Origin of the sequence: Caulobacter vibrioides, assembly GCF_002310375.3 — a bacterium.
Classification (GTDB): Bacteria; Pseudomonadota; Alphaproteobacteria; order Caulobacterales; family Caulobacteraceae; genus Caulobacter; species Caulobacter vibrioides_D.
Window position 1 is genome coordinate 1085818 of the sequence record NZ_CP023315.3, and the last position, 20190, is coordinate 1106007.

The following is a 20190-nucleotide window of genomic DNA, read 5'->3' on the forward strand; positions in this document are numbered from 1 at the left end:
CGATGCGCATCGTCCTGCTGTCCTCGATCGTGCCGTTCATCAACGGCGGGGCGCGCTTCATCGTCGAGTGGCTCGAGGAGAAGCTGGTCGAGGCCGGCCACGAGGTCGAGCGGTTCTACCTGCCGTTCGTCGACGATCCGAACGAGATCCTGCACCAGATCGCGGCCTGGCGGCTGATGGACCTGACCCAGTGGTGCGACCGGGTGATCTGCTTCCGGCCGCCGGCCTATGTGGTGGACCATCCCAACAAGGTGCTGTGGTTCATCCACCACATCCGCACCTTCTACGACCTGTGGGACACGCCCTATCGCGGCATGCCGGACGACGCCCATTACCGCGCCGTTCGCGACAATCTGCGCGCGCTCGACACCCAGGCGATCTCTGAGGCGCGGGCGGTGTTCACCAACTCTCAGGTCGTGGCCGACCGCTTGAAGGCCTTCAACGGCCTGGACGCCACGCCGCTGTATCCGCCGATCTATCAGCCCGAGCGCTTCACCCACACCGGCTATGGCGACGAGATCGTGGCCATCTCGCGCCTGGAGCCGCACAAGCGCCAGGCCCTGATGATCGAGGCCATGCAGTACGTGAAGACCGGCGTGAAGCTGCGTCTGGCGGGCACGGCGTCCAGCCCCGAATATGGCCGACAGCTGGTCAAGATGACCCATGACCTGGGCGTCGCCGATCGGGTCATTCTCGAGGATCGCTGGATCAGCGAGGACGAGAAGGCCGACATGCTGAAACAGGCTCTGGCCGTCGCCTATCTGCCCAAGGACGAGGACAGCTACGGCTATCCCTCGCTGGAGGGCGCCCACGCCCGCAAGCCGGTGATCACCACGACCGACTCCGGCGGGGTGCTGGAACTGGTCGAGCACGGCCGCAACGGCCTGATCAGCGCGCCCGATCCGAGGGCGCTGGCCGAGCAGTTCGACCGGCTGCACGCCGACAAGCCGGCGGTGGCCAAGATGGGGACCGCCTCGCTGAACCGTCTGGCCGACATGAAGATCGATTGGACCACCGTGGTGGAGCGTCTGACCTCATGAGGAAGTCCGCATGAAGGTTCTGGTCGTCAACAACGCCGCGCCGTTCCAGCGGGGCGGCGCCGAGGAGCTGGCCGACCATCTGGTCCGCCGCCTGAACGCCACGCCCGGCGTGCAGTCCGAGCTGGTGCGCGTGCCGTTCACCTGGGAGCCCGCCGAGCGCCTGATCGAGGAGATGCTGATCTCCAAGGGGATGCGGCTCTACAACGTGGACCGGGTCATCGGGCTGAAGTTCCCGGCCTATCTGATCCCGCACCAGAACAAGGTCCTGTGGCTGCTGCACCAGTTTCGTCAGGCCTATGACCTGTCGGAAGCGGGCCAGAGCCACCTTGATTTCGATGACACGGGCAGGGCGGTGAAGGCGGCGATCCGCGCGGCCGACAACGTCTGCTTCGCCGAGTGCCGCAAGATCTACTGCAATTCGCCCGTCACCCAGAACCGCCTGATGAAGTTCAACGGGGTGAGCAGCGAGGTGCTCTATCCGCCGCTGAACGACGGCGAGCTGTTCACCGGCGGCGAGCATGGCGACTATGTCTTCGCCGGCGGCCGGGTCGCGGCGGGCAAGCGCCAGCACCTGTTGATCGAGGCCCTGGCCCTGCTGCCGGGCGGCCTGCGCCTGGTGATCGCCGGGCCGCCGGAAAACCAGGCCTATGCCGATCGCCTGACCAAGCTGGTCGAGGACCTGGACCTCAAGGACCGCGTCGAGCTGCGCTTTGGCTTCCACCCGCGCGAAGACATCGCACGCTGGGCCAACGGAGCCCTGATCTGCGCCTATCTGCCCTTCGACGAGGACAGCGTGGGTTACGTGACGATGGAAGCCTTCGCCGCGGGCAAGGCCGTGCTCACCGTCACCGACTCCGGCGGACTGCTCGAGATCGTCAGCGCCGACACCGGCGCGGTGGCTGAGCCGACCCCGCAAGCCCTGGCCGAGTCGCTTGATCGTTTGACCTCGGATCGGGCGCGGGCGATATCACTGGGTGACGCGGCGCGCCGGCTATGGCGCGACAAGAATGTCACATGGGAAGAGACGGTCCGCCGTCTTCTTGATTAAGCCACAAATATTAGGTTGAAGGCCACGTTAAGACGCGGTCCGCTACAGTCTGGGAAATGCGAGTGCTGTCGAAAGTTCTGTCCGTGCGAACGTCACTGATCGCCTTGGCCGTGGCCATGGCCGTCGTCGGTCGCGCTGATCTCGCTCAAGCCGAGACCTTGGCTGACGCGATCACTGCGGCCTATCAAAGCAATCCGAACATTCAGGCCCAGCGCGCCGCTATGCGCGCGCTTGATGAGAACTACACCCAGGCCCGCTCGGCCTATGGCCTTCAGGCCAACGCCTCGGTCGCCGAGGTCTACGGCTGGTCCAGGGGCGTGAACGCCAAGAGCGGCGTCGAGGCGGCCAGCCAGACCTCGACCCTGTCCCTGAGCCAGGCCCTCTATACGAACGGCCGCTTCTCCGCCCGCCTCGCGGGGGTCGAAGCGCAGATCAAGGCCGCGCGCGAAAACCTGCGTCGGATCGAGATGGACCTGCTGGTCCGCGTGACCAACGCCTATGTCTCGGTGCGTCGCGACCGCGAGATCCTGCGCATCAGCCAAGGCGGCGAAGCCTGGCTGCAGAAGCAACTGAAAGACACCGAGGACAAGTACAGCGTCCGCCAGGTGACGCTGACCGACGTCCAGCAGGCCAAGGCCCGTCTGGCGTCCGCCAGCACCCAGGTCGCCAACGCCCAGGCGCAATTGAACGTCACCGTGGCGCTCTATGCATCCTTGGTGGGCCGCCAGCCCGAGACGCTTGAGCCCGAGCCGGATGTCGACGGCCTGCCCACAAGCCTGGATGAAGCTTTCAACCAGGCGGAACAAGCCAACCCGACCGTTCTGGCCGCAGGCTATACCGAGAAGGCTTCGCGCGCGGGTGTCGCCGAGGCGCGGGCCCAGCGCCTGTTCTCGGTCGGCGCGCGCGCCGAGTACCGTAACGGCTCGAGCACGCCCTACTACGCGCGGGGCGGCCTGCGCGAGGACACCGTCAACGCTTCGGTGACGCTGTCGCAGCCGCTGTTCACCAGCGGTCAGCTGAACTCGTCGGTGCGGCAGTCGATCGAGGAAAACAATCGCGACAAGCTGCTCTTCGAAGACGCGCGCCGCAGCATGGTGCTGGCCGTCTCGCAGTACTGGGACAGCCTGGTGGCCGCGCGCAAGTCGCTGGTCAGCATCGAAGAAGAGATGAAGGCCGACACGATCGCCTTCTATGGCGTGCGGGAAGAAGAGCGTTTCGCGCTCCGCAGCACGATCGAAGTGCTCAACGCCCAGGCCGAACTGCAGAACGCCCAGATCAATTTCGTCCGCGGGCGCGCCAACGAGTATGTCGGCCGGCTGCAGCTGCTGGCGCAGGTCGGCACGCTTGAGGTCGGCAACCTCGCCCCGGGCGTGCAGCCCTATGACCCCGAGCGTCACTTCAAGAAGGTGCGTTACCGCGGCGCGCTGCCGACCGAGCTGATCATCGGGACCTTCGATCGGATCGCCTTGCCGCTGGAGACCAAGAAGCCGGCGCCGGGCGACACCTCGCCGATCCGGCCGCCCTCCAGCGAACTGCCTGCCAAGCCGATCTCGGCCGACAAGGTGACGCCGCCGGCGTCGATCAACGACCTGCCCGCGCTGAGCGACGATACGCCGGTCCAGACCGCGCCACGGAACTAGAGCGTTTCGCGACCTGACGGCGTCAGGCCGCGAGCTCTAGTCTTCTGTTTCGAAGCCTTTTTCTTCACGCGAACCGGAACCACTTCGCTCGAAAAATGCTCTAGGCCAGAGCCGCCAAAGCCCGCGTCATCGCGATCCAGGCGTCGCGGTTGAACGAGACGTGGCCGTTGCGCGCCGTCGCGGCGGCCAGGGCGTCGCGCCAGGCGTCGTCGGAGATCAGGCGGGCCAGTTTCTCGGCGGCGTCGGTCACATCCGCGTCGGCCCAGCGTCCCGCCCGATAGATGACGCCGTCGCCCTCCACAGGGACCAGCCGATAGTCCACCAGGCGGCTGGACGCGGGGTCCATGAACTCGACGTTCGAGGACCAGCCCGTCGCTAAGGTGGGCTTGCCAAGCCAGATCGCCTCGGCGAGCAGCAGGCCGTAACCCTCTGAGCGGTGCAGGGACAGCACGATGTCGCTGCTGGCCGTGAGGGCCGCCATGTCCTGCGCCGACAGATTATCGGTCAAGAGCCGGATCGAGGGATCGCCGGCCACGTCTGCGGCGAGCGCCTGGAAGGTCTCGGGATAGAGATCCGCGCCGACGATCTTGCAGACCAGCATAGCCGGACGGGTGGCGCGGGCCGTGGCCTGCTGGAAGGCGCGTAAGGCCGCGCGGGGGTTCTTGCGTTGCGCCGTCGAGCGCAGGTCGAAGGCCATCAGCACCACGACCTGGTCGTGCGGCAGTCCAAAGCGGGTGCGATCGGCCTGCGGTCGCGGATTCAGGTAGAGCGGGTAGGGGGCCGGCGCAACCCTCACGCGCTTGGGCGCGACGCGTCGGATCGCGTCGGCGGCGAAGGCGGACGGGGTCCAGACCTCGTCGACGAAATCGAAGGCGGGAAGCCAGTCGGACGGAACCTCTTCCAACTCCCAGGCCCAGTAACCGACATGCCGGCGACCCTGTAACAGGCGGCCCTCGGTGTCTCGCACCCATCGCAGAAGCTCGGGCGGATTGATGTGCGAGATCGTGACCCCTCGCTCGCCGGGGTCCGGGGGAGGGAAGGCGGGGGGGATTTCGGCGGCGAACCCGACGGACGCCGACAGGTCCAGCGCGCGAACGGGCAAGCCCATGTCCGCAAATCCGCGCGCCAGCATCCGCGCGCCTTCGCCGAGGCCATGCACTGCGCCGTGGAAGCCGATGATCGTCACGGGGAGCGCGGGCGAAAGGCCCCTGGGACCAGCGCCCTTCCGGGCGCGCGCCAAGGCGGCTCTTTCCGCCCTCCGACCTTGATGGGCCGCCAGGGCCTGATCCAGGGCGTCCAGGCTCGCGCGCGGGACCCCAGCGGCGACATGGGCTGATCGCCGGATCGGTGTCGGCAGGCGCCGCCACAGGGCAAGCAGGCGCGACGTCATGGCTGATGCGGGCGGGCGAAACGCATGGGCGATCGTATAGCCGTTCAGGCTGCGCCAACGCCAGCAAAGGTGCGCGAGGCGGCGCGACGCGCGCTTGTCATGCGAAAGGTTTGCATGCAGCAATGGCCCGCCATTGGGGTGAGGGGAAGAGTACGTGTCGACTGAGTGGAACGCCGGCTATGTTACGGACATCGACTATACGTTTGGCTACTACGGCGAGCTGAACCCGCTCCGCTGCCGCCTTCCGCTCCTGATGGTCGGGCGTCACGCCCCGAAGATCGAGAACGCCTGCGAACTGGGGTTTGGCCAGGGCCTGTCGGTGTCGATCCACGCCGCCGCCCAGCCCGGGGTCAACTGGTACGGCACGGACTTCAATCCGTCCCAGGCGGCCTTCGCCACGGAAATGGTTCGCCTGTCGGGCGCCGAAGCCAAGCTTTACGACGAGGCCTTCGCCGAGTTCTGTAACCGTCCGGACCTGCCGGACTTCGACTTCATCGGGCTGCATGGCATCTGGACCTGGATCTCGGATGACAACCGCCATGTCCTGGTGGACTTCATTCGCCGCAAGCTGCGCCCGGGCGGCGTGCTCTACATCTCCTACAACACGCTGCCGGGCTGGTCGGCCTCGGCGCCGATCCGCCACCTGATGAAGCGCCATGCCGACGTCATGGGCGCGCCGGGGCAGGGGGTTGTTGGTCAAACCGACGCTGCGCTGGGCTTCATTGATCAGTTCCTGGGCCTTGATCCGCTGTACGCCAAGGCCAATCCCGGCGCCGTCGAGCGGCTCAATCAGGTCAAGGGACAGGATCGAAAGTACCTGGCCCACGAGTACATGAACCGTGACTGGCACCCCATGTACTTCGCCGACGCCGAGAACTGGCTCAGCGGCGCCAAGGTCGGTTACGCCGGCTCAGCGCACGTGCTGGACAACCTGCCCGAACTGAACATGACGCCGCAGCAAGCGGAGTTCATGCGCGGCGTCCCCGATGTGTCTTTGCGTGAAACCCTCCGCGACTTCTGCATGAACCAGCAGTTCCGCCGCGACTACTGGGTGCGCGGCGTGCGGACCTTGGCCGGCCATGAACAGGTCTCCGCGATGCGTGAGGAGCGTATCGTCATGACGGTCAATGAGGCGAACCTGCCCAAGACCGTACGCGGCGTCTTGGGTGAGGCGAGTCTGAAGGACGAAATCTATCGGCCGATCTTCGAGCTGCTGCTCGATAACAAGCCCCATTCCATCCATGAGCTGGAAACGCACGTCGCCGGCAAGAACGTGAACTTTGCCCAGATGAACTCGGCCCTGATGATCCTGATGGGTCTGGGCGTCATCACCCCGGCGGCGTCTGCGGCGGACGTCAACAAGGCCAAGGCCCGGACGCTGGCCTTGAACAAGGCGATTGCGTGCCGCTCGATGGCGGTGGGAGACATCGCCCACTTCGCCTCGCCCGTCACGGGCGGTGGGATGCTGGCGCCGCGTTTCCCTCAACTGTTCTGGCTCGGGCGGCAGAGCGGCGGGAAGACGCCGGCGGACTTGGCCACCTACGCCTACCAGATCCTGCAAAGCCAGGGGCAGGCCATCGTCAAGGACGGCGCCCCGCTTCAGGGCGAGGACAACCTCACCGAATTGAAGTCTCAAGCCGAGTTCTGGGCGAAAGATGTTCTGCCCATCTGGACCGCATTGGGAATCTAGGACGTGTCACTGCGCGCTTGGCGAGAGTTGAGCGCGCGGTATGCGCCGGCGAAGACTCTGTGTCTGCGTCCAGGTCGCCTTTCTGGAGAATGATCGGCAGAAGATCCAACGCTCGTCAGCGTAGACCTGGCCTCAAGGATGTATTTTGCCAAAGCCCAAGAGTTTATCCAAAACTGTAACGATCTGAGCCGGGCTTATGATCTTCTTTCGTGATGTGGAGCGTTCGTCGGAGCACTCTATGAATTGATCAGCACCATTCTTTCGTTCTAAGGGTCTCAGTGTCATCACTGATATTTTGACCTATGCGTCAGGAATCTGAGGCGCGCTCCGCAATAGCGGAAGTTGTGCTCTGAATTCACGACCTACTGTGGGATTTTCGTCGCAGAAAGGTTGCGGACCGACGCCGGTTAAGATATGGAAGAAGGGTCTACCCACAAGACTTCCCATTAGCCCCGCCGGAGACTGTGTCACCGGCGGGGCTTATTGCATCTGGGGAGCGTCGGCGCGCGACCATGGGAGCGCGACCGCAGAGGCGGCGTTCCGTCCGCCCAGCCTTGAGACGTCGGATTAGATGCGATCTTCGGGCGGCGTAGACGACACGCGGCTCAGATGCGGGCCATGCACGACCGGCTGCCGCTCCAGGATCTGCCGCACCTTGCGCACCGCCACGGAGGCGCTGCTTTGACGCTGTCGCCACAGCAGCAGCAGCATCGCGCCGAGCGTCGCGGTGAGGAAGGGCAGGGGGCCTAGCAACCAGACCGCCGCCGCAAGCGCGAAGTAGTAGGCGCGGACGCCCGCATTGAAGGCCGACAGCGCCGGGTTCAAGATCCCGCCTGCGGCCTCGGCGTACTCCGCGAGCACCGCGTTTGGCGCCCACATCGGCGTGGCGCCGATCGCGGCGAGGCAGTAGTTCATCTGACGGATCGCCCAGATGAAGTCGAGCAACCCCCGGGCCAGAGCCACCAGCACCAGGCCCAGCTTGATCTGAAACATCAGCGGCGTGGTCTTGGCCAGGACGGCCAGGCCCTCGACGCTCTTCAAGGCGTTGTCACCGCCGAACAGGACGCCGGCCGCCGCCGCGATCAGGATCAGGTTCGAGGACGCGAAAAAGCTCGCCGAATTGATCGCATGCCCCAGCAACTGACCGTCCAGCAGGGCGATCTCGCGGACGGCCATTTCCTGCATCCACCGGCGGCGGATCACCGTCATGTCGGTGTTGAGCACGCCGCCGCTCTCGCCGATGCGCTTGAGCATCGGCTCGTACAGCAGCCAGCAGCAGGCGAAGACGGTCAGGACCAGGATGTCGAGCAACGGCATGATGCAAGTCTAGACCCAGGCAGGGAGTCGGAAAACCAGCTTAGAGCCTTGCGCGTCAAAGCGGGATCGCTTTGACGCGATAACAAGGCTCTAAATCAAACACTTAGAGCGTGACGAGCGCCGAAACCGGTGTCCACTTTCGGCGTCACGCTCTAGTCCTCATGGATGAGACTATGTCGGCTCGTATCCTTCAGGATGATCGAACAGACCAGCCCGACGGCCATCACCGCAGCGACATAGACATAGAAGGTGCTCTCCAGGCCTTCGTGCTTGAAGGCCAGGGCGACCATCTCCGCCGTGCCGCCGAACAGCACATTGGCCAGGGCGTAGGGCAGGGCCACGCCCAGGGCGCGGATCTCGGCCGGGAACATCTCGGCCTTCACCACGGCGCTGATCGAGGTGTAGCAGGACTGGAAGGCGACGCCCGCCAGGATCAGCGCCAGGGCCACCCCGACGGAGTTGGTCTGGCTGATGGCGGTCATGATCGGCCAGATCGTCAGGACTCCGCCGCCGAAGGCGATGATCAGCATCGGCTTACGGCCGAAGCGGTCGGACAGCCAGCCCGCCAGCGGCTGCATCAGCATGAAGGCGATCAGGCTGAGCGCGCTGATCTCCGAAGCCTGGGCCTTGCTGAAGCCGGCCGTGTTGACCAGGAACTTCTGCATGTAGGTGGTGTAGACATAGAAGGTCAGCGACCCGCCGGCGGTCAGGCCCATGATCAGCAGGCTCTCGCGGGGATGGCGCCGGATCAGCGGCACGATCAGCGACACGAAGAACAGCACCAGGAACGCCGCGCCCAGATATTGGCCGGCCTTGGCCAGCGGTCCGCCGGTAAGCCCCAGGGCGGCCGCGACGATGGTCAGCAGCAGGAAGACCGCCGCGCTGGCGACCTGGGTGCGGGACAGGGTCTCGCTTTGCGCGGGCCGCTTGAACGAGATGCTCTCCTCCAGGCCGCGCCGGATCCAGAACACCACGACCGCCAGCAAGGCACCGATGACGAACGGCACGCGCCAGGCCCAGGCTCTCAGCGCCTCTTCGCCCAAGGTGCGTTGCAGGACGATCAGCACGCCCAGCGCCAGGAGTTGCCCGGCGATCAGGGTCACATAGTGGAAACTGGACCAGAAGCCGCGCCGGGCCTTGCCAGCCATCTCGCTCATATAGGTCGCGCTGGCGCCGTACTCGCCGCCGACCGACAGGCCTTGCAGCACGCGCGCGAACAGCAGGATCGCCGGCGCCCAGAGGCCGATGGTGTTGAAATCGGGGGTGATGGCGATGATGAAGGCGCCCGCGCACATCAGCGAGACGGACACCGACAAGGCGGCGCGCCGGCCGGCGTGGTCGGCGTAGAGGCCCATCAGCCAGGCGCCGATCGGGCGGGCGACAAAGCCCAGAAAGAACACCGCCGCCGCCTGCAGCAGCTGGACGGTCTGGTCGCCCTTGGGGAAGAAGGCCGGTGCGAAATAGAGGGTGAAGGCGGCGTAGGCGAACCAGTCGTACCATTCGACCAGGTTCCCGGCCGAGCCGCCCAGGATCGCCCTGGCCCTGGCCAGCGGCGTGAGGCGCGCGGCCTCGGCTGTCGCCGTCATGAAATCTCCCCCTCAGCTTGGAGGGGGAGATTAGAGCGTGATAGCCGAAAGTGTGAGCGGTTTCGGCGGCCATCACGCTCTAAATGTTTGAAATAGAGCCTTTTTAACGCCCGAAATCGATTCCGATTTCGGGCTAAAGACTCTACGCGAACGCCGTGTCAGGGCAAGGCGGTGCTAGATCCTGCCCATCAGGACCAGGATGATGAGGATCACCAGGATCAGGCCCAGGCCGCCGCTAGGAAAGTAGCCCCACGAACGGCTGTGGCCCCAGGTGGGCAGCGCGCCGATCAGGGCCAGGATCAGGAGAATAATGAGAATCGTGCCGAGCATGGTCCGAAGGTTCCCTCCGAGCCCGCGTCAGCCACCGTGGCGACGCGAGGTCATGGGTTCGGAATTCGTGGCTGCGCTTGTCGGTTCCGAGGAGAAAGGTTCCCTCAAGAGGGCGCGTCTTCGGCCTTGCGGATCTTGATGGCCCACAGGGTTCCGATCACCGCGCCCTTCACGCGCGGCAGGGTCAAGAGCGTCAGGGCCACCAGCGGGATCAGGGTCACCGGGACCACGAGCCAAGGCGAGGCTTCCCAGATCCAGGGGAAGAACAGCAGCGGCGCGATGATGATGTGGCCGACGAAGAAGATCGTGAAATAGGCCGGGCCGTCATCGGCGGGATACAGACCCAGCTCGTGGCCGCACGCCTCGCAGAGGGGAGAGACCTTCAGATAGCGACGATAAAGCCGGCCGTCGCCGCAGTTGGGGCAGCGGTGACGCAGGCCGCGCTTGAGGCCTGTGAAGACGGAGGTGGCGGGCTGGGGTTCGGACATGGCGTCCATATGCGCTCGCGGCGACGGCTAGAAAAGGGCGACCAGCCGTCGCATGAGGCGGTCGAGGCTAGTGCTTGGCGTCGCGCGCGGCGCCGCTGACGGCCTTGCCGGCGGCCGAGACGTCGCGGCCCACGCCCTCGATGGTGTTGCACGCCGAGACGAGCAGCGCCGAAGCGGCGGCGGCGAGGACGACGAACTTGCGCATTTTCGATAACTCCACCTGTGACGCGGTCGGCGGACCTTAGCCATGCGCCGCGCCGGGCTTCAAGGGCTCGGCGCGGCGAAGGGCGTCGGGCGCTTAACGGACCCGGCGGACGGAGCTGAACCGGTCGTTCTGCCGATTGCTCAGCACCCCGACATCGTAGTCGTAGACCCAGCAGCGTCCCTGGAAATAGGCGTGCTCGCAGAACTCCCACGCCCCGCGCGAAATGCGCATCGAGGAAACGCGGTCGTTGAAGCCGATCCGCGTGAGGTCAGGCATGTCGCCACGGATGGGTCGCGCATCGCCGTAGAAGTCACGGTGCTCGAACAGCACGATCCCACCGCCGCCCCAGCGGTCGCGACGGTCATCTCGCCGATCGTCACGCCGATCGTCGCGGCGATCATCGCGATTTTCGTAGCGATGATCGCGGCGGTCCCAGTCGCGGTCCTGGGCCGCAGCTTCGCCGCCCAGCAGCGCCAGGGCGCCGCAGGCGATCAAGAAGGCCGTCTTGCGCATGGCGGGCCTCCCTAGCGAACGCGACGGATCGAGCTGATGGCGTCGTTCCACTCGCGCGGCAGAACGAACTGGTCGGCGTCCAGGCGGCTGCAGCGGCCTTGATAGTTGGCGTGCTCGCAGATCTCCCACTGACCCCGGACGATGCGGATCGACGAAGCCCTGTCGTTGAAGCGCGCGACGTCGAGATCGGGCGTATCGCCCATCACTTCGTAGACGCGCCCTTGGTAGCCGGTGTCCTCGAACAGCAGGATGTCGCCGCGATAGCCGCCGCCGCCGCCCGGACGTCCGCCGCCGCCATTCCAGCCGCCGCCACCCTGGCCCGGTCCGACGAAGCCGGCGCATTGCAGGCGGCCGTCGCGGTTCTCAAGGCCCTGCGCGCCGCACTCGCGGGTGCGGGCGCTGCTCCATTCCCAGCCGCCGCGATCGGTCTGGCAGCGCGCCCAGACCTGGCCGTTGAAGGCCGTGATCTCGCGGCACGAGCGGGTGTAGGAGCCGCGCGGCGGGTCGTCGTAGCGGCCGTTCCAGTAGGGGGCCTGGGCGGCGGCCGAGCCGGCCATGCCCAAGGCTGAGAGGGCCAGGACGGATAGGGCCGCGAGTGCGAAAGTCTTACGCATGATGTTCCCCCAACTGAGGCTTGGTTGTTGACGCCAGCTAACCGCCCCGCAACTGAACGGCGGCTGAACGACTTGGCGCAAAGATTTAGCGGTATTCGCATTGAGCGTGGGCGCTCATGCGGATGGAAATCCTCATCCGGCGTTTATCCTTGAGCCGACCTCCGGTCAGTCCCGGGGGGACAGGCTCAGCATTAGGATTTTGTGCGAGCCGAGGCTGGCAGTCGTCCTCACCCTGAGCTTGTCGAAGGGCGAGGACGGCAGACGCGACGCGATCAACACCCAACGTCAAAACGGCAAAAGGTCTAGCGTTCTCCCGGTCGATAGTCGGCCTTGATGTGACCCTTCAACTGATCCTCGGTGAAGCGGACGGGTTTGGTTTTCATGGCCACGAACAAGGGCGTCTGGTCGGCGTAGTGGGGCGAGTTGGCGTCCAGCGTCGCCGACCCGAACTGGTGGATACTCTCCGAACGTAACAGTCCTGCCTTGTCCCAGGTCACCAGCATCACGAAGGTGTCGCCGCCATCGGCGGTGGTTGTTCCGTCTTTCTGGGGTTTGCCCCAGACCGAACGGAAGGTGTCGGCGGCGCCGTCGATCGGCAGATCGACCTTTCCGCGCCGGATGCGATTGACCTCGCCCCATTCAGGATCGAGGCGACCAAAGTGGGTCTTCAGGGTCTTGATCGCCGCGCGCAGGCCGTCGATCGGGGCGGGGGGCACGTCGCCGTTCGTGTTGGCGAACAGGATCGGCTGGCTCATCAGGGCGGCCAGGGCCGCGCTGCGATTGGCGCGGTCGGCCTTCTTGTCCCAGGCGCGCAGGATGCGCTGGGCTTCGGCGAGGTCGGCATCGCCCTTGGGATCGACCGCCAGCACCTCGCGCACCATCGCCATGACGCTGGAGCGGTCGCTGAAGGCGACGTCGAACTTGTGAGCCCGGAAGCTCGCGTCGGTGAGCGCGCGGTCGGCGCCGTAGGTCTCCAGGGCCCGCCAGGCGCGGTTGGTCATGTTGGTCTGCAGGCCCATGGACGCTGGGAAGTCCGCCGGCTTCAGGTTGTCGGCCGCCTCGCTGGCCTCAAAGGGCGTGTTGTTGGAGTTGAACACCAGGCCCGACTTGGGATTCCACAGCTGCGGGCTGTTCTCGACCGGCAGATAGCCTTGCCAGATCAGGTCTGAGCGGTCGCCCGGCAGCACGCCGCCCCAGTCGGCCTTGGCCTTGCGGTTCGGATACTGGCCATTGTGCACGAAGCCGATGTTCCCGGCCGCGTCGCCGTACACATAGTTCAGGCTGGGGATGGCGTGGGTGGCGATCGCCGCGCGCCAGTCCTCGACGGTCCGGGCCCGGTTCAGACGCCAGTACTGCAAGGGCTGACGCCATTCGCCCATGCCCGCATAGCGGACGGCGAAGACGCCGTGATCGGTCTCCAGCACCGGCCCGTGCGCCGAGCGCAGCACGGCCTTGCGCACCGGCAGGACGATGGGGCCGAGCAGCTTCACGCGCAGGGTGACATAGCGCTTTTCGAAGTCCTTCCACTGGCCGTCCAGCCGGTACTGGTTCTTGTTGGCCGGGTTGATCGTCAGTCGGTAGACATCGACGAGATCAGGCTTGGAGACGGTGTTGGCCCAGCCCAGCGTGGCGTTGTGGCCATGCAGCATGAACGGCGAGCCGGGGAAGAAGCCGCCGGCCACATGCCAGCCCTGGCCGCTCTGGACCACGGCCTCATACCAGGCGACTGGACCGGTGTAGGGCTGGTGGGAGTTGACCAGCAGCCGCGTGGCGCCGTCGACGCTGCGCGAGGGGGCGGTGGCCAGGCCGTTCGAGCCCTTGGGCGGTGGTCCCTTCGTGGCCGGCGCGGTGATCCGGCGAAGCTCGCCGTCCAGCCCGTAGAAGAAGGGCTGCTTGAAGATGAAGCCGGCGGCCACGTCCTGGCCCGTGACGGGCAGCAGGCCGGGCTTGGCCTTCTCCGGATGCTTGGCGACATAGAGGCTGACCCCGTCGGCATAGGCCTCCATGATCGCGCGCAGCTCGGCGGGCAGCTCGGCATAGCGCCTGTCGACCGTGGGCCAGACCTCCAGCAGCGAGACCACATAGTCGGTGGGCGCGGCGCTGGCGCCCTTGTCGCGGGCCAGCACGCCGCGCGTGGCCAGCACCACGTCCTGCAGGGTGTCGAAGTCGTCCTCGCTCTGGGCGTAACCTAGGCCAAATGCGGCGTCGGCGTCGGTGCGTCCCAGGATGTGGGGCACGCCCCATTCGTCGCGCCGGATGCGGACGTCATAGGCCTTGGCCTTGTCGAGCAACGCTTGCCGGCTGGGCGCCTTGGGAAGACTGGCCTGGTCGATGGCGATCAGCCCCAAGGCCGCGACCACCACCAGCGCCACAAGTCCGCCGATCCCGCGCAGGATCCACTTCATCCCCGTCTCCCCCGTCCCTTGTTCGTTGCCCGCGATCATGGGGGGAGGGCCCGGCGGTGGAAAGGGCCGGGTTCGACGAAACCTTGCTGAAACTTCACGAGAACGACGTTCTTTGAACGCCTTTCACCTGCTACCAAGGGGAAACATCAGGGAGGCGCGCGATGGCTCGCAAGTTCATGGTTCCGGCCTTGGCCGTTCTGGCGTTCGCGGTCGCCGCTCCGGCGATGGCGCAGGTTCCCGCCCACATCGCCAAGGCCGTGGCCGATCCGTCGCGCCCGGCCGCGGAAACGGCCCGTGACGCCGCCCGGCGTCCGGGCGAGCTTCTCGCCCTGGCCGAGCTGAAGCCTGGCGACACGGTGGTCGATTTCATCATGGGCGGGGGGTATTTCACCCGCATCATCTCGGGCGCCGTCGGCGCGAAGGGCGTGGTCTACGCCTACCAGCCCGCCGAGTTCATCCAGTACGCCGCCAAGTATGGCGAAGACCTCAAGGCCGTGACGGCCGTCTTGGCCAACAGCAAGCCGCTCAACGGCCCTCTGACGGCGCTGGACCTGCCCGACAATGTCGATGCGGTGATCACGGTGCAGAACTATCACGACATGCACCTGAAGCCGTTCCCGACCGATATGGCCGCTAAGGCCAACGCCGAGATCTTCAAGTCGCTGAAGCCGGGCGGCGTGTTCCTGGTCATCGACCATTCCGCCGTCGCCGGTTCGGGGATCAGCGTCGTCGATACCCTGCACCGCATCGACATCGCCGCCGTCAAGCGCGAGGTCGAGGCCGCCGGCTTCAAGCTCGAGGCCGAGAGCCCGCTGCTGGCTGATCCGGCCGACGCGCGGACGATCAACGTCTTCGACCCGGCCATTCGCGGCAAGACCGATCAGTTCATCCTCAAGTTCCGCAAGCCGAAGTAGCGGTTCTGGCGGCTGGTCACGGAACCTCGGGCAGGCTCCACGCCGCGAAAGCCGGCCGCGCTTTCAGGCGTCCATAATAGGCGGTGAGGGCAGGGCGTTCGTCCCGATCGATCGGGCTGTGCAGCCAGCGATGCACCGACAATCCCAGCACGATATCGGCCAGGGTGAAGGTCTCGCCGGCCGCATAGGCGCCCGTGTCGACCAACCGCGCATCCAGCAGTCCCATGGCCGTGTTCCAGGCTTTGATGCTGGTCTCGATCTGGTGCGGATCGTCGAAGCCTGGGAATTTCCGCACCAGCCCCGCGAAGGCGTATCGCCAGGCCGTGTTCAGCTCCGTGGCCTGCCAGTCCATCCACTGGTCGACCAGGGCCCGCTGGCGGCGGTCGTCCGGGAAAAGCGGAGAGCCGGCCGCCAGATAGCGGCAGATGGCGTTGCTCTCCCACAATGGCCCGTGCGCGTCGATCAGCACGGGCACGAGCGCGTTCGGGTTCAGTGTCAGGAACGCTGGGTCGCGGGTCGGGGCGAAACCGGCGCCCCAGTCCTCTCGCGCATAGTCCACGCCCAGTTCGTCCAGGGTCCAAAGAACCTTGCGGACGTTGATCGAGGATGTGCGGCCAAGGACCCTGGGTAGGGTCAACGCGTCATCCAGGGCTTGGACTTGCCGGTCGGGGCTGCGGCGCTGGCGCGTTCGACCTTGCCGCTGGAGGCCTTGGGGCCATGCCCGTGGCGGCCCTGGGCGGCCTTTTTCAGGCGCAAGGCGCGCTGCATCGGCGTCTCGCCATCGGGGGCGGTGTCGGTCTTGTCGGTCATAGGTGCGATGTAGGCCTCGAATGGCGCCTTGAGAAGGCCGCGCTTGAACGTCAGTCTGGAAAGATGTCGACCCGTCGCCTGGTTCCCGCCCTGATCCTTCTCACCGCCTTGAGCGCTGGGGACGCCCACGCCCAGGCCCAGACGCCGCCGGCCGAGGGGCCGAACGCGGTGTCGCCGGTGCTGATCCTGCCGCCGACCCTGCCGCCCAAGCTGCTCTCGTCCTATCCGGCCCAGGATCAGGTGGTGGCGCCCGGCGTGCTGGTCCTGAAGGTCGCCTTCGACCAGCAGATGTCGCCGACGGCCTGGAACTATGCGCCCGCCGCCGACGCCCAGCCGATGGACTGCGTCAAGACGCCCCGCCTGCTGGCCGACCAGAAGACCTTTGTTCTGCTGTGCCGTGTCCAGCCCAACCGGACCTATGGCGTCACCCTGAACGCCGAGCGGACCGGGGGCTTCGCCAATCTCGGCGACAACCCCGCCCAGACGGCCGTCCTGACCTTCAAGGTCAGCGCCGAGGCGCCCGTCACCACGCTGCGGCGGGCCATGCAGGCCGCGGGCCTGAAGGACGACCAGACGCCCGTACAGGACGCTCCGCCGCTGTCGGCGGCCTCCGGCGCGACCCGCTGAGCTTCAACGCTGGCGCGCCGCGCCGGGCTCACGCATCATTGTCCTATGACGGCGGAATCAACTGGACGCGATTGGACGGGGGCGGACCTCGCGGTGGTGGTGGGCGACTACATCGCCCAGTTGGAGAAGACGCTCGCCGGCAAGCCCGTCGACCGCGCCGCCCACGACCGCACCGTCCGCTTTGTCACCGGCAAGGCCGACGGCCCGATCAGCTGGAAGCAGGGCGAGATCTCGGCGGTGCTGTCGTTGATCGGCGTGCCGATCCTCAAGGACCAGCCGCCTCGCTGGGCCTATGACAACGCCCTGCTCGACGCGGTCGAGGACCAGCTGGCCGCCAAGCCCGCCCTGCTGGCCGCCGCCGTGCGCCCCGCCGCCCTGTTCACCGCCCCCAGCGCCGTCGCCCTGATCGAGGCCGCCCCGCCCAAGCCGATGCCGATGACCGAGCGCCTGATCCAGGCCATCCAGCGGTTCGACATGGGCGGCCGCGAGGCCGACGACCGCTTCCTCAAGGGCCTGGGGATCGCCAGCGTCGTCGCCCACGAGGCCCGCCGCCTGTCGGATCGCGGCCGTCCGGACCTGGCCGGACGTATCCGTCCCGCGCGCGGCGGCGACCCCGAGGGCTGCGACGTCATTAGCTTTGGCCTCGACGAGATCCCGCGCCTGATCGTGGTCAAGGCCACCCTGGCCGGCGAGGTCTCGCCCTTCGGCCTCTCCCAGGCCGAATACGACCTCTCCAAGGCCCAGCCCCACGCCTTCCGCCTCCGCCGCGTCTACGACCTCTTGGGCGAGGCGCGGTTCTACCGCCTGAAGCCGCCGTTTGGGTGAGGGGGGGGCGGGGGGGCTCATCCATGGTCAAGCTCGCCCTAGAGGCGCATGGCGCGCAAAAGCCTCTTGAGGGTGTTTAGTAAACTCTATACCGTGCTTGTCATCGCGGGGGCGCGATGGTCGTCGCAAGGCGACGGATTGGGAGCACGCGTATCATGGCCTCGACCCTTCACACGCTGAAGACGTACTACAGCAACATCATGCGGGCGGACTTCGCCCGGATCCCGACGCAGCATCAGACCCTGCTGAACACCCTGTCGGCTCAAGTCGATTCCGGTGCGCTGAGCGCGGCAAGCGCCCAATCGCTGATCGCGAAACTGGCGATCGAAAGCACCTCGGTGGCCAGCTTGTCCTACAGCTTTTTCACCGGTGGAACGCCGTCGAGCGTCGGGTTTGACTACCTGATCTCGCCGACAGGCCCCAACCCGAACAATCTCAACTCCAGCTACTACGCGACCTTCAACGTCGAGAACCGCTTCATCAACTTCGCGATGAACCTGGGCAAGGTCGGCGAGGGCGCGACGTGGTTCACCGCCAACTATGGCGACATGACCACCCGGCAGGCGCTGATCAAGGCCTATACCGAGATCTTCGCGACCGTCCCCAGCGACGCCAAGGTCGACGCTCTTCTGGGCGACCAGGTCTCGAACGGACAGGGCGGGACCTTCAGCCGGCAAGCCTATTTCGCGGCTTTCAGTAATGACGGGCTCGAGGGGCTGGGCACCAAGGCCGCCATCGTGGGCTGGTTGCTGTCGGTGGCGACCAAGGAGGGGCTGGGCCCCTACGCGGCGGCCAATGACGCCTTCCTGGCGGACCTCGGCCCCGACGGCGTGGCTTTGTTCCGCAGCGGCCTGCTGACCGCCTACGGTCCGGCGGCGCCGGCGGGCGTGGCCGGCGAGGCCCTGACCGTCGCCGGAGACAAGTCGGTGTCGCCGACCGCCTCGGACGCGGCTCTGAAGTCGACGGCCAACAACGACACCCTCACCGTGACCGGCGACATCGCCGGCGGCGTCACCATCGACGCCGGCGCGGGCCGCGACACCGTCAAGGTCACGCTGGGCACGTTCGGCAAGATCACGACCAGCGACGGCGGCGACGCCCTCACGCTGGGACATCTGTTGTCGACGACGGCGACGCTGGGCGTACCCGCCCAGTACGGAACGGTCGCCCTCGGCGCTAACAACAACGTCGTCACCCTGAAGGGCAGCATGGCCGTCGGCACCAGCCTGACGGCGGCGGGGACGAACAACGTCCTGCATGTCGACCGCACGGGCGCGGTGGACGCCACCTTCTACGACGGCGCGATCAGCGGCTTCCAGACGGTGTACTACCATTCCTCGCGCACGGCGTCGGTGAGCGGCGCATCGGTGCTCTACAGCGTGGTCGACAACGCGGCCGACAAGGGCTCGGTCAATTTCAACCTGAACAACAACGAGGTCGTCGTCCTGAAGGACACGCCCAACGCCGCGGTCGTCACCACGACCGCCGTGGCCAACGGCCAGGCCAAGGTCGACATCCACCTACAGGCCTTCAAGGGCGCGCCCACGACCGTCGCCAGCCCGACGATGGGCGGCGGCTTCAGCGTCGACGGCGGCTCGATCGGTCTTGGGATCTATGCCGGCGGCGGGGCGTCCAATCAGAACGGGACCCTGGTTCTGCACGTCGACTCCGACAGCACCGCCGGCCTGATCTACGGGTGGTCCACCAGCCTGGCCGCGCCCACCTTCCGCGACGCCCTGCCCAACCTGACCATCGTCGGCGCGGGAAAGCTGACCGCCCAGATCTACAACACCTTCTCGAACGTGGACGCCAGCCAGGCCGGTGACCTCAGCCTGACCTACGCCATCGGCGTCAGCGCCACGGCCCAGACCCTGCGCCTTAGCGATGGAACCAACGACCTGAAGCTGGTCTTCACGGCCCCCAGCGGCTCTCTCAACTTCACCCCGGCGGTGTCGAAGGTCTATCTGGGAGCCGGGGCGGACACCGTCAGCCTGGCCAGCAGCCTGCTGGCGGGACGGACCGAACTCACCTCCCTGTCCAACCTCTTCATCAAGGACGGGACGGCCTTGGGCGCGCCGCCCGAGATCGTCGGGTTCCAGAAGGGCTTCGACCACTTGGTGCTCGACGGCATGGTCCGCGCCGTCACGGCCAATGTGCAGGTCCAGGCCGATGGGAAGGCCTCGTTGCAGGACGCCCTGATCGCCGTCTCGGCCCAGGTCAGCGCCAACACCGCGGCGGTCTTCACCTTCAACGGCGACACCTATGTCTACGCCCAGGACAGCGTCGTCGGCGTCAATCTGGGCGATGGCCTGATCAAGCTCGTCGGCGTCACCGGCCTCACCGTCGGAACCGGCGCGGGCAGCTACGACGTGCATTACGGTTAAAGCGCAGGGGCGAGAGGGATGGGGCGGGGGTGTAAGTTACCCCCGTCGCAACGCCGCGCAGACGTCTTCGCGGAGCCTTGTCCGCGCGCGATAGGGCGCACCGCTCGAAGCGCGTTGTTACATCGCTGATGATCTGTTCGAGCGCTTGCCCGTCCTCCGCCGACTTGGCCTCCACCGCTGCGACGTGATCAGCTTTGGCCTCGACGAGATCCCGCGCCTGATCGTGGTCAAGACCACCCTGGCCGGCGAGGTCTCGCCCCACGCCTTCCGCATCCGCCGCGTCTATAACCTGCCGGGCGAGGCGCGGTTCTAGCGGCTCAAGCCGCCGTTTGCGTGAGGGAGCGGGGGGGTGCGAGCGCATCTC

The 20190-nt window shown here is 66.5% G+C and carries 19 protein-coding genes and 2 pseudogenes; 9 read left to right on the forward strand and 12 right to left on the reverse strand.

Annotated features, from left to right (window positions below; translation table 11 throughout):
• Positions 1–2 precede the first annotated feature (2 nt).
• The 3 genes from CA606_RS05030 to CA606_RS05040 are packed head-to-tail and all read left to right on the forward strand — an operon-like array spanning position 3 to position 3728.
• The gene (locus CA606_RS05030) at positions 3–1040 is read left to right on the forward strand and encodes a glycosyltransferase family 4 protein (RefSeq protein ID WP_096052118.1); all 1038 of its coding nucleotides are present in this window, start codon (positions 3–5) and stop codon (positions 1038–1040) included.
• 10 nt (positions 1041–1050) lie between these two features.
• Complete coding sequence (locus tag CA606_RS05035) at positions 1051–2088, forward strand: glycosyltransferase family 4 protein (protein WP_096052117.1); 1038 nt, start codon at positions 1051–1053, stop codon at positions 2086–2088.
• Positions 2089–2144: 56 nt separating this feature from the next.
• Positions 2145–3728 carry a TolC family outer membrane protein gene (locus CA606_RS05040; protein WP_096052116.1) on the forward strand — a complete coding sequence of 528 codons (1584 nt, stop codon included), beginning with the start codon at positions 2145–2147 and terminating at the stop codon, positions 3726–3728.
• A 100-nt stretch (positions 3729–3828) separates the two neighbouring features.
• Here the strand turns inward: CA606_RS05040 and CA606_RS05045 are convergent, their stop codons facing one another.
• The gene (locus tag CA606_RS05045) at positions 3829–5118 is read right to left on the reverse strand and encodes a glycosyltransferase (RefSeq protein WP_096053865.1); all 1290 of its coding nucleotides are present in this window, start codon (positions 5116–5118) and stop codon (positions 3829–3831) included.
• Positions 5119–5272: 154 nt separating this feature from the next.
• Here CA606_RS05045 and CA606_RS05050 point away from each other — a divergent pair, with 154 nt between their 5' ends.
• Positions 5273–6808 carry a class I SAM-dependent methyltransferase gene (locus tag CA606_RS05050; protein ID WP_096052115.1) on the forward strand — a complete coding sequence of 512 codons (1536 nt, stop codon included), beginning with the start codon at positions 5273–5275 and terminating at the stop codon, positions 6806–6808.
• 567 nt (positions 6809–7375) lie between these two features.
• Here CA606_RS05050 and CA606_RS05055 read toward each other — a convergent pair.
• From CA606_RS05055 to CA606_RS05090, 9 genes and pseudogenes are all read right to left on the reverse strand, one after another.
• A complete protein-coding gene (locus CA606_RS05055) occupies positions 7376–8125 on the reverse strand; it encodes a DUF599 domain-containing protein (RefSeq protein WP_096052114.1) in 750 nt (249 codons plus the stop codon).
• A gap of 152 nt (positions 8126–8277) precedes the next feature.
• Positions 8278–9711, reverse strand: a complete 1434-nt coding sequence (locus CA606_RS05060) for an MFS transporter (protein WP_096052113.1) — start codon at positions 9709–9711, stop codon at positions 8278–8280.
• Between the two features lie 174 nt (positions 9712–9885).
• On the reverse strand, positions 9886–10041 hold the full coding sequence (locus tag CA606_RS05065; RefSeq protein WP_096052112.1) for a DUF3309 family protein: 156 nt from the start codon (positions 10039–10041) through the stop codon (positions 9886–9888).
• Between the two features lie 104 nt (positions 10042–10145).
• Positions 10146–10538, reverse strand: coding sequence for a DUF983 domain-containing protein (locus CA606_RS05070; protein WP_096052111.1), 393 nt, complete (start codon positions 10536–10538; stop codon positions 10146–10148).
• A gap of 58 nt (positions 10539–10596) precedes the next feature.
• Positions 10597–10734, reverse strand: coding sequence for an entericidin A/B family lipoprotein (locus CA606_RS05075; RefSeq protein WP_096052110.1), 138 nt, complete (start codon positions 10732–10734; stop codon positions 10597–10599).
• A 93-nt stretch (positions 10735–10827) separates the two neighbouring features.
• Positions 10828–11247, reverse strand: a complete 420-nt coding sequence (locus CA606_RS05080; protein ID WP_096052109.1) for a beta/gamma crystallin family protein — start codon at positions 11245–11247, stop codon at positions 10828–10830.
• An 11-nt stretch (positions 11248–11258) separates the two neighbouring features.
• Positions 11259–11861, reverse strand: a complete 603-nt coding sequence (locus CA606_RS05085; RefSeq protein WP_096052108.1) for a beta/gamma crystallin family protein — start codon at positions 11859–11861, stop codon at positions 11259–11261.
• A gap of 165 nt (positions 11862–12026) precedes the next feature.
• Positions 12027–12131, reverse strand: a pseudogene (locus tag CA606_RS19935) (hypothetical protein); the annotation flags it as partial.
• Between the two features lie 32 nt (positions 12132–12163).
• The gene (locus tag CA606_RS05090) at positions 12164–14266 is read right to left on the reverse strand and encodes an acylase (protein ID WP_096052107.1); all 2103 of its coding nucleotides are present in this window, start codon (positions 14264–14266) and stop codon (positions 12164–12166) included.
• A gap of 161 nt (positions 14267–14427) precedes the next feature.
• On the opposite strand from CA606_RS05090, the gene CA606_RS05095 reads away from it, so the two are divergent.
• Positions 14428–15180: a class I SAM-dependent methyltransferase gene (locus CA606_RS05095; RefSeq protein ID WP_096052106.1), complete on the forward strand. Its 753-nt coding sequence runs from the start codon at positions 14428–14430 to the stop codon at positions 15178–15180.
• 16 nt (positions 15181–15196) lie between these two features.
• Here CA606_RS05095 and CA606_RS05100 read toward each other — a convergent pair whose 3' ends face one another.
• Positions 15197–15817, reverse strand: a complete 621-nt coding sequence (locus CA606_RS05100; RefSeq protein WP_096052105.1) for a glutathione S-transferase family protein — start codon at positions 15815–15817, stop codon at positions 15197–15199.
• Positions 15814–15990: a hypothetical protein gene (locus tag CA606_RS05105; protein WP_062096230.1), complete on the reverse strand. Its 177-nt coding sequence runs from the start codon at positions 15988–15990 to the stop codon at positions 15814–15816. The genes CA606_RS05100 and CA606_RS05105 overlap by 4 nt, the downstream gene beginning before the upstream one ends.
• A gap of 63 nt (positions 15991–16053) precedes the next feature.
• Between CA606_RS05105 and CA606_RS05110 the strand changes: the two genes are divergently transcribed.
• The 4 genes and pseudogenes from CA606_RS05110 to CA606_RS05125 all read left to right on the forward strand — a co-directional run.
• Positions 16054–16617: a hypothetical protein gene (locus CA606_RS05110; RefSeq protein ID WP_096052104.1), complete on the forward strand. Its 564-nt coding sequence runs from the start codon at positions 16054–16056 to the stop codon at positions 16615–16617.
• Between the two features lie 45 nt (positions 16618–16662).
• Entirely contained in the window at positions 16663–17442 is a 780-nt protein-coding gene (locus CA606_RS05115) for a protein NO VEIN domain-containing protein (RefSeq protein ID WP_096052103.1), read from the forward strand.
• A 155-nt stretch (positions 17443–17597) separates the two neighbouring features.
• On the forward strand, positions 17598–19826 hold the full coding sequence (locus CA606_RS05120; protein ID WP_181242791.1) for a hypothetical protein: 2229 nt from the start codon (positions 17598–17600) through the stop codon (positions 19824–19826).
• Between the two features lie 178 nt (positions 19827–20004).
• Positions 20005–20139, forward strand: a pseudogene (locus CA606_RS05125) (hypothetical protein); the annotation flags it as partial.
• Positions 20140–20190: the final 51 nt, after the last annotated feature.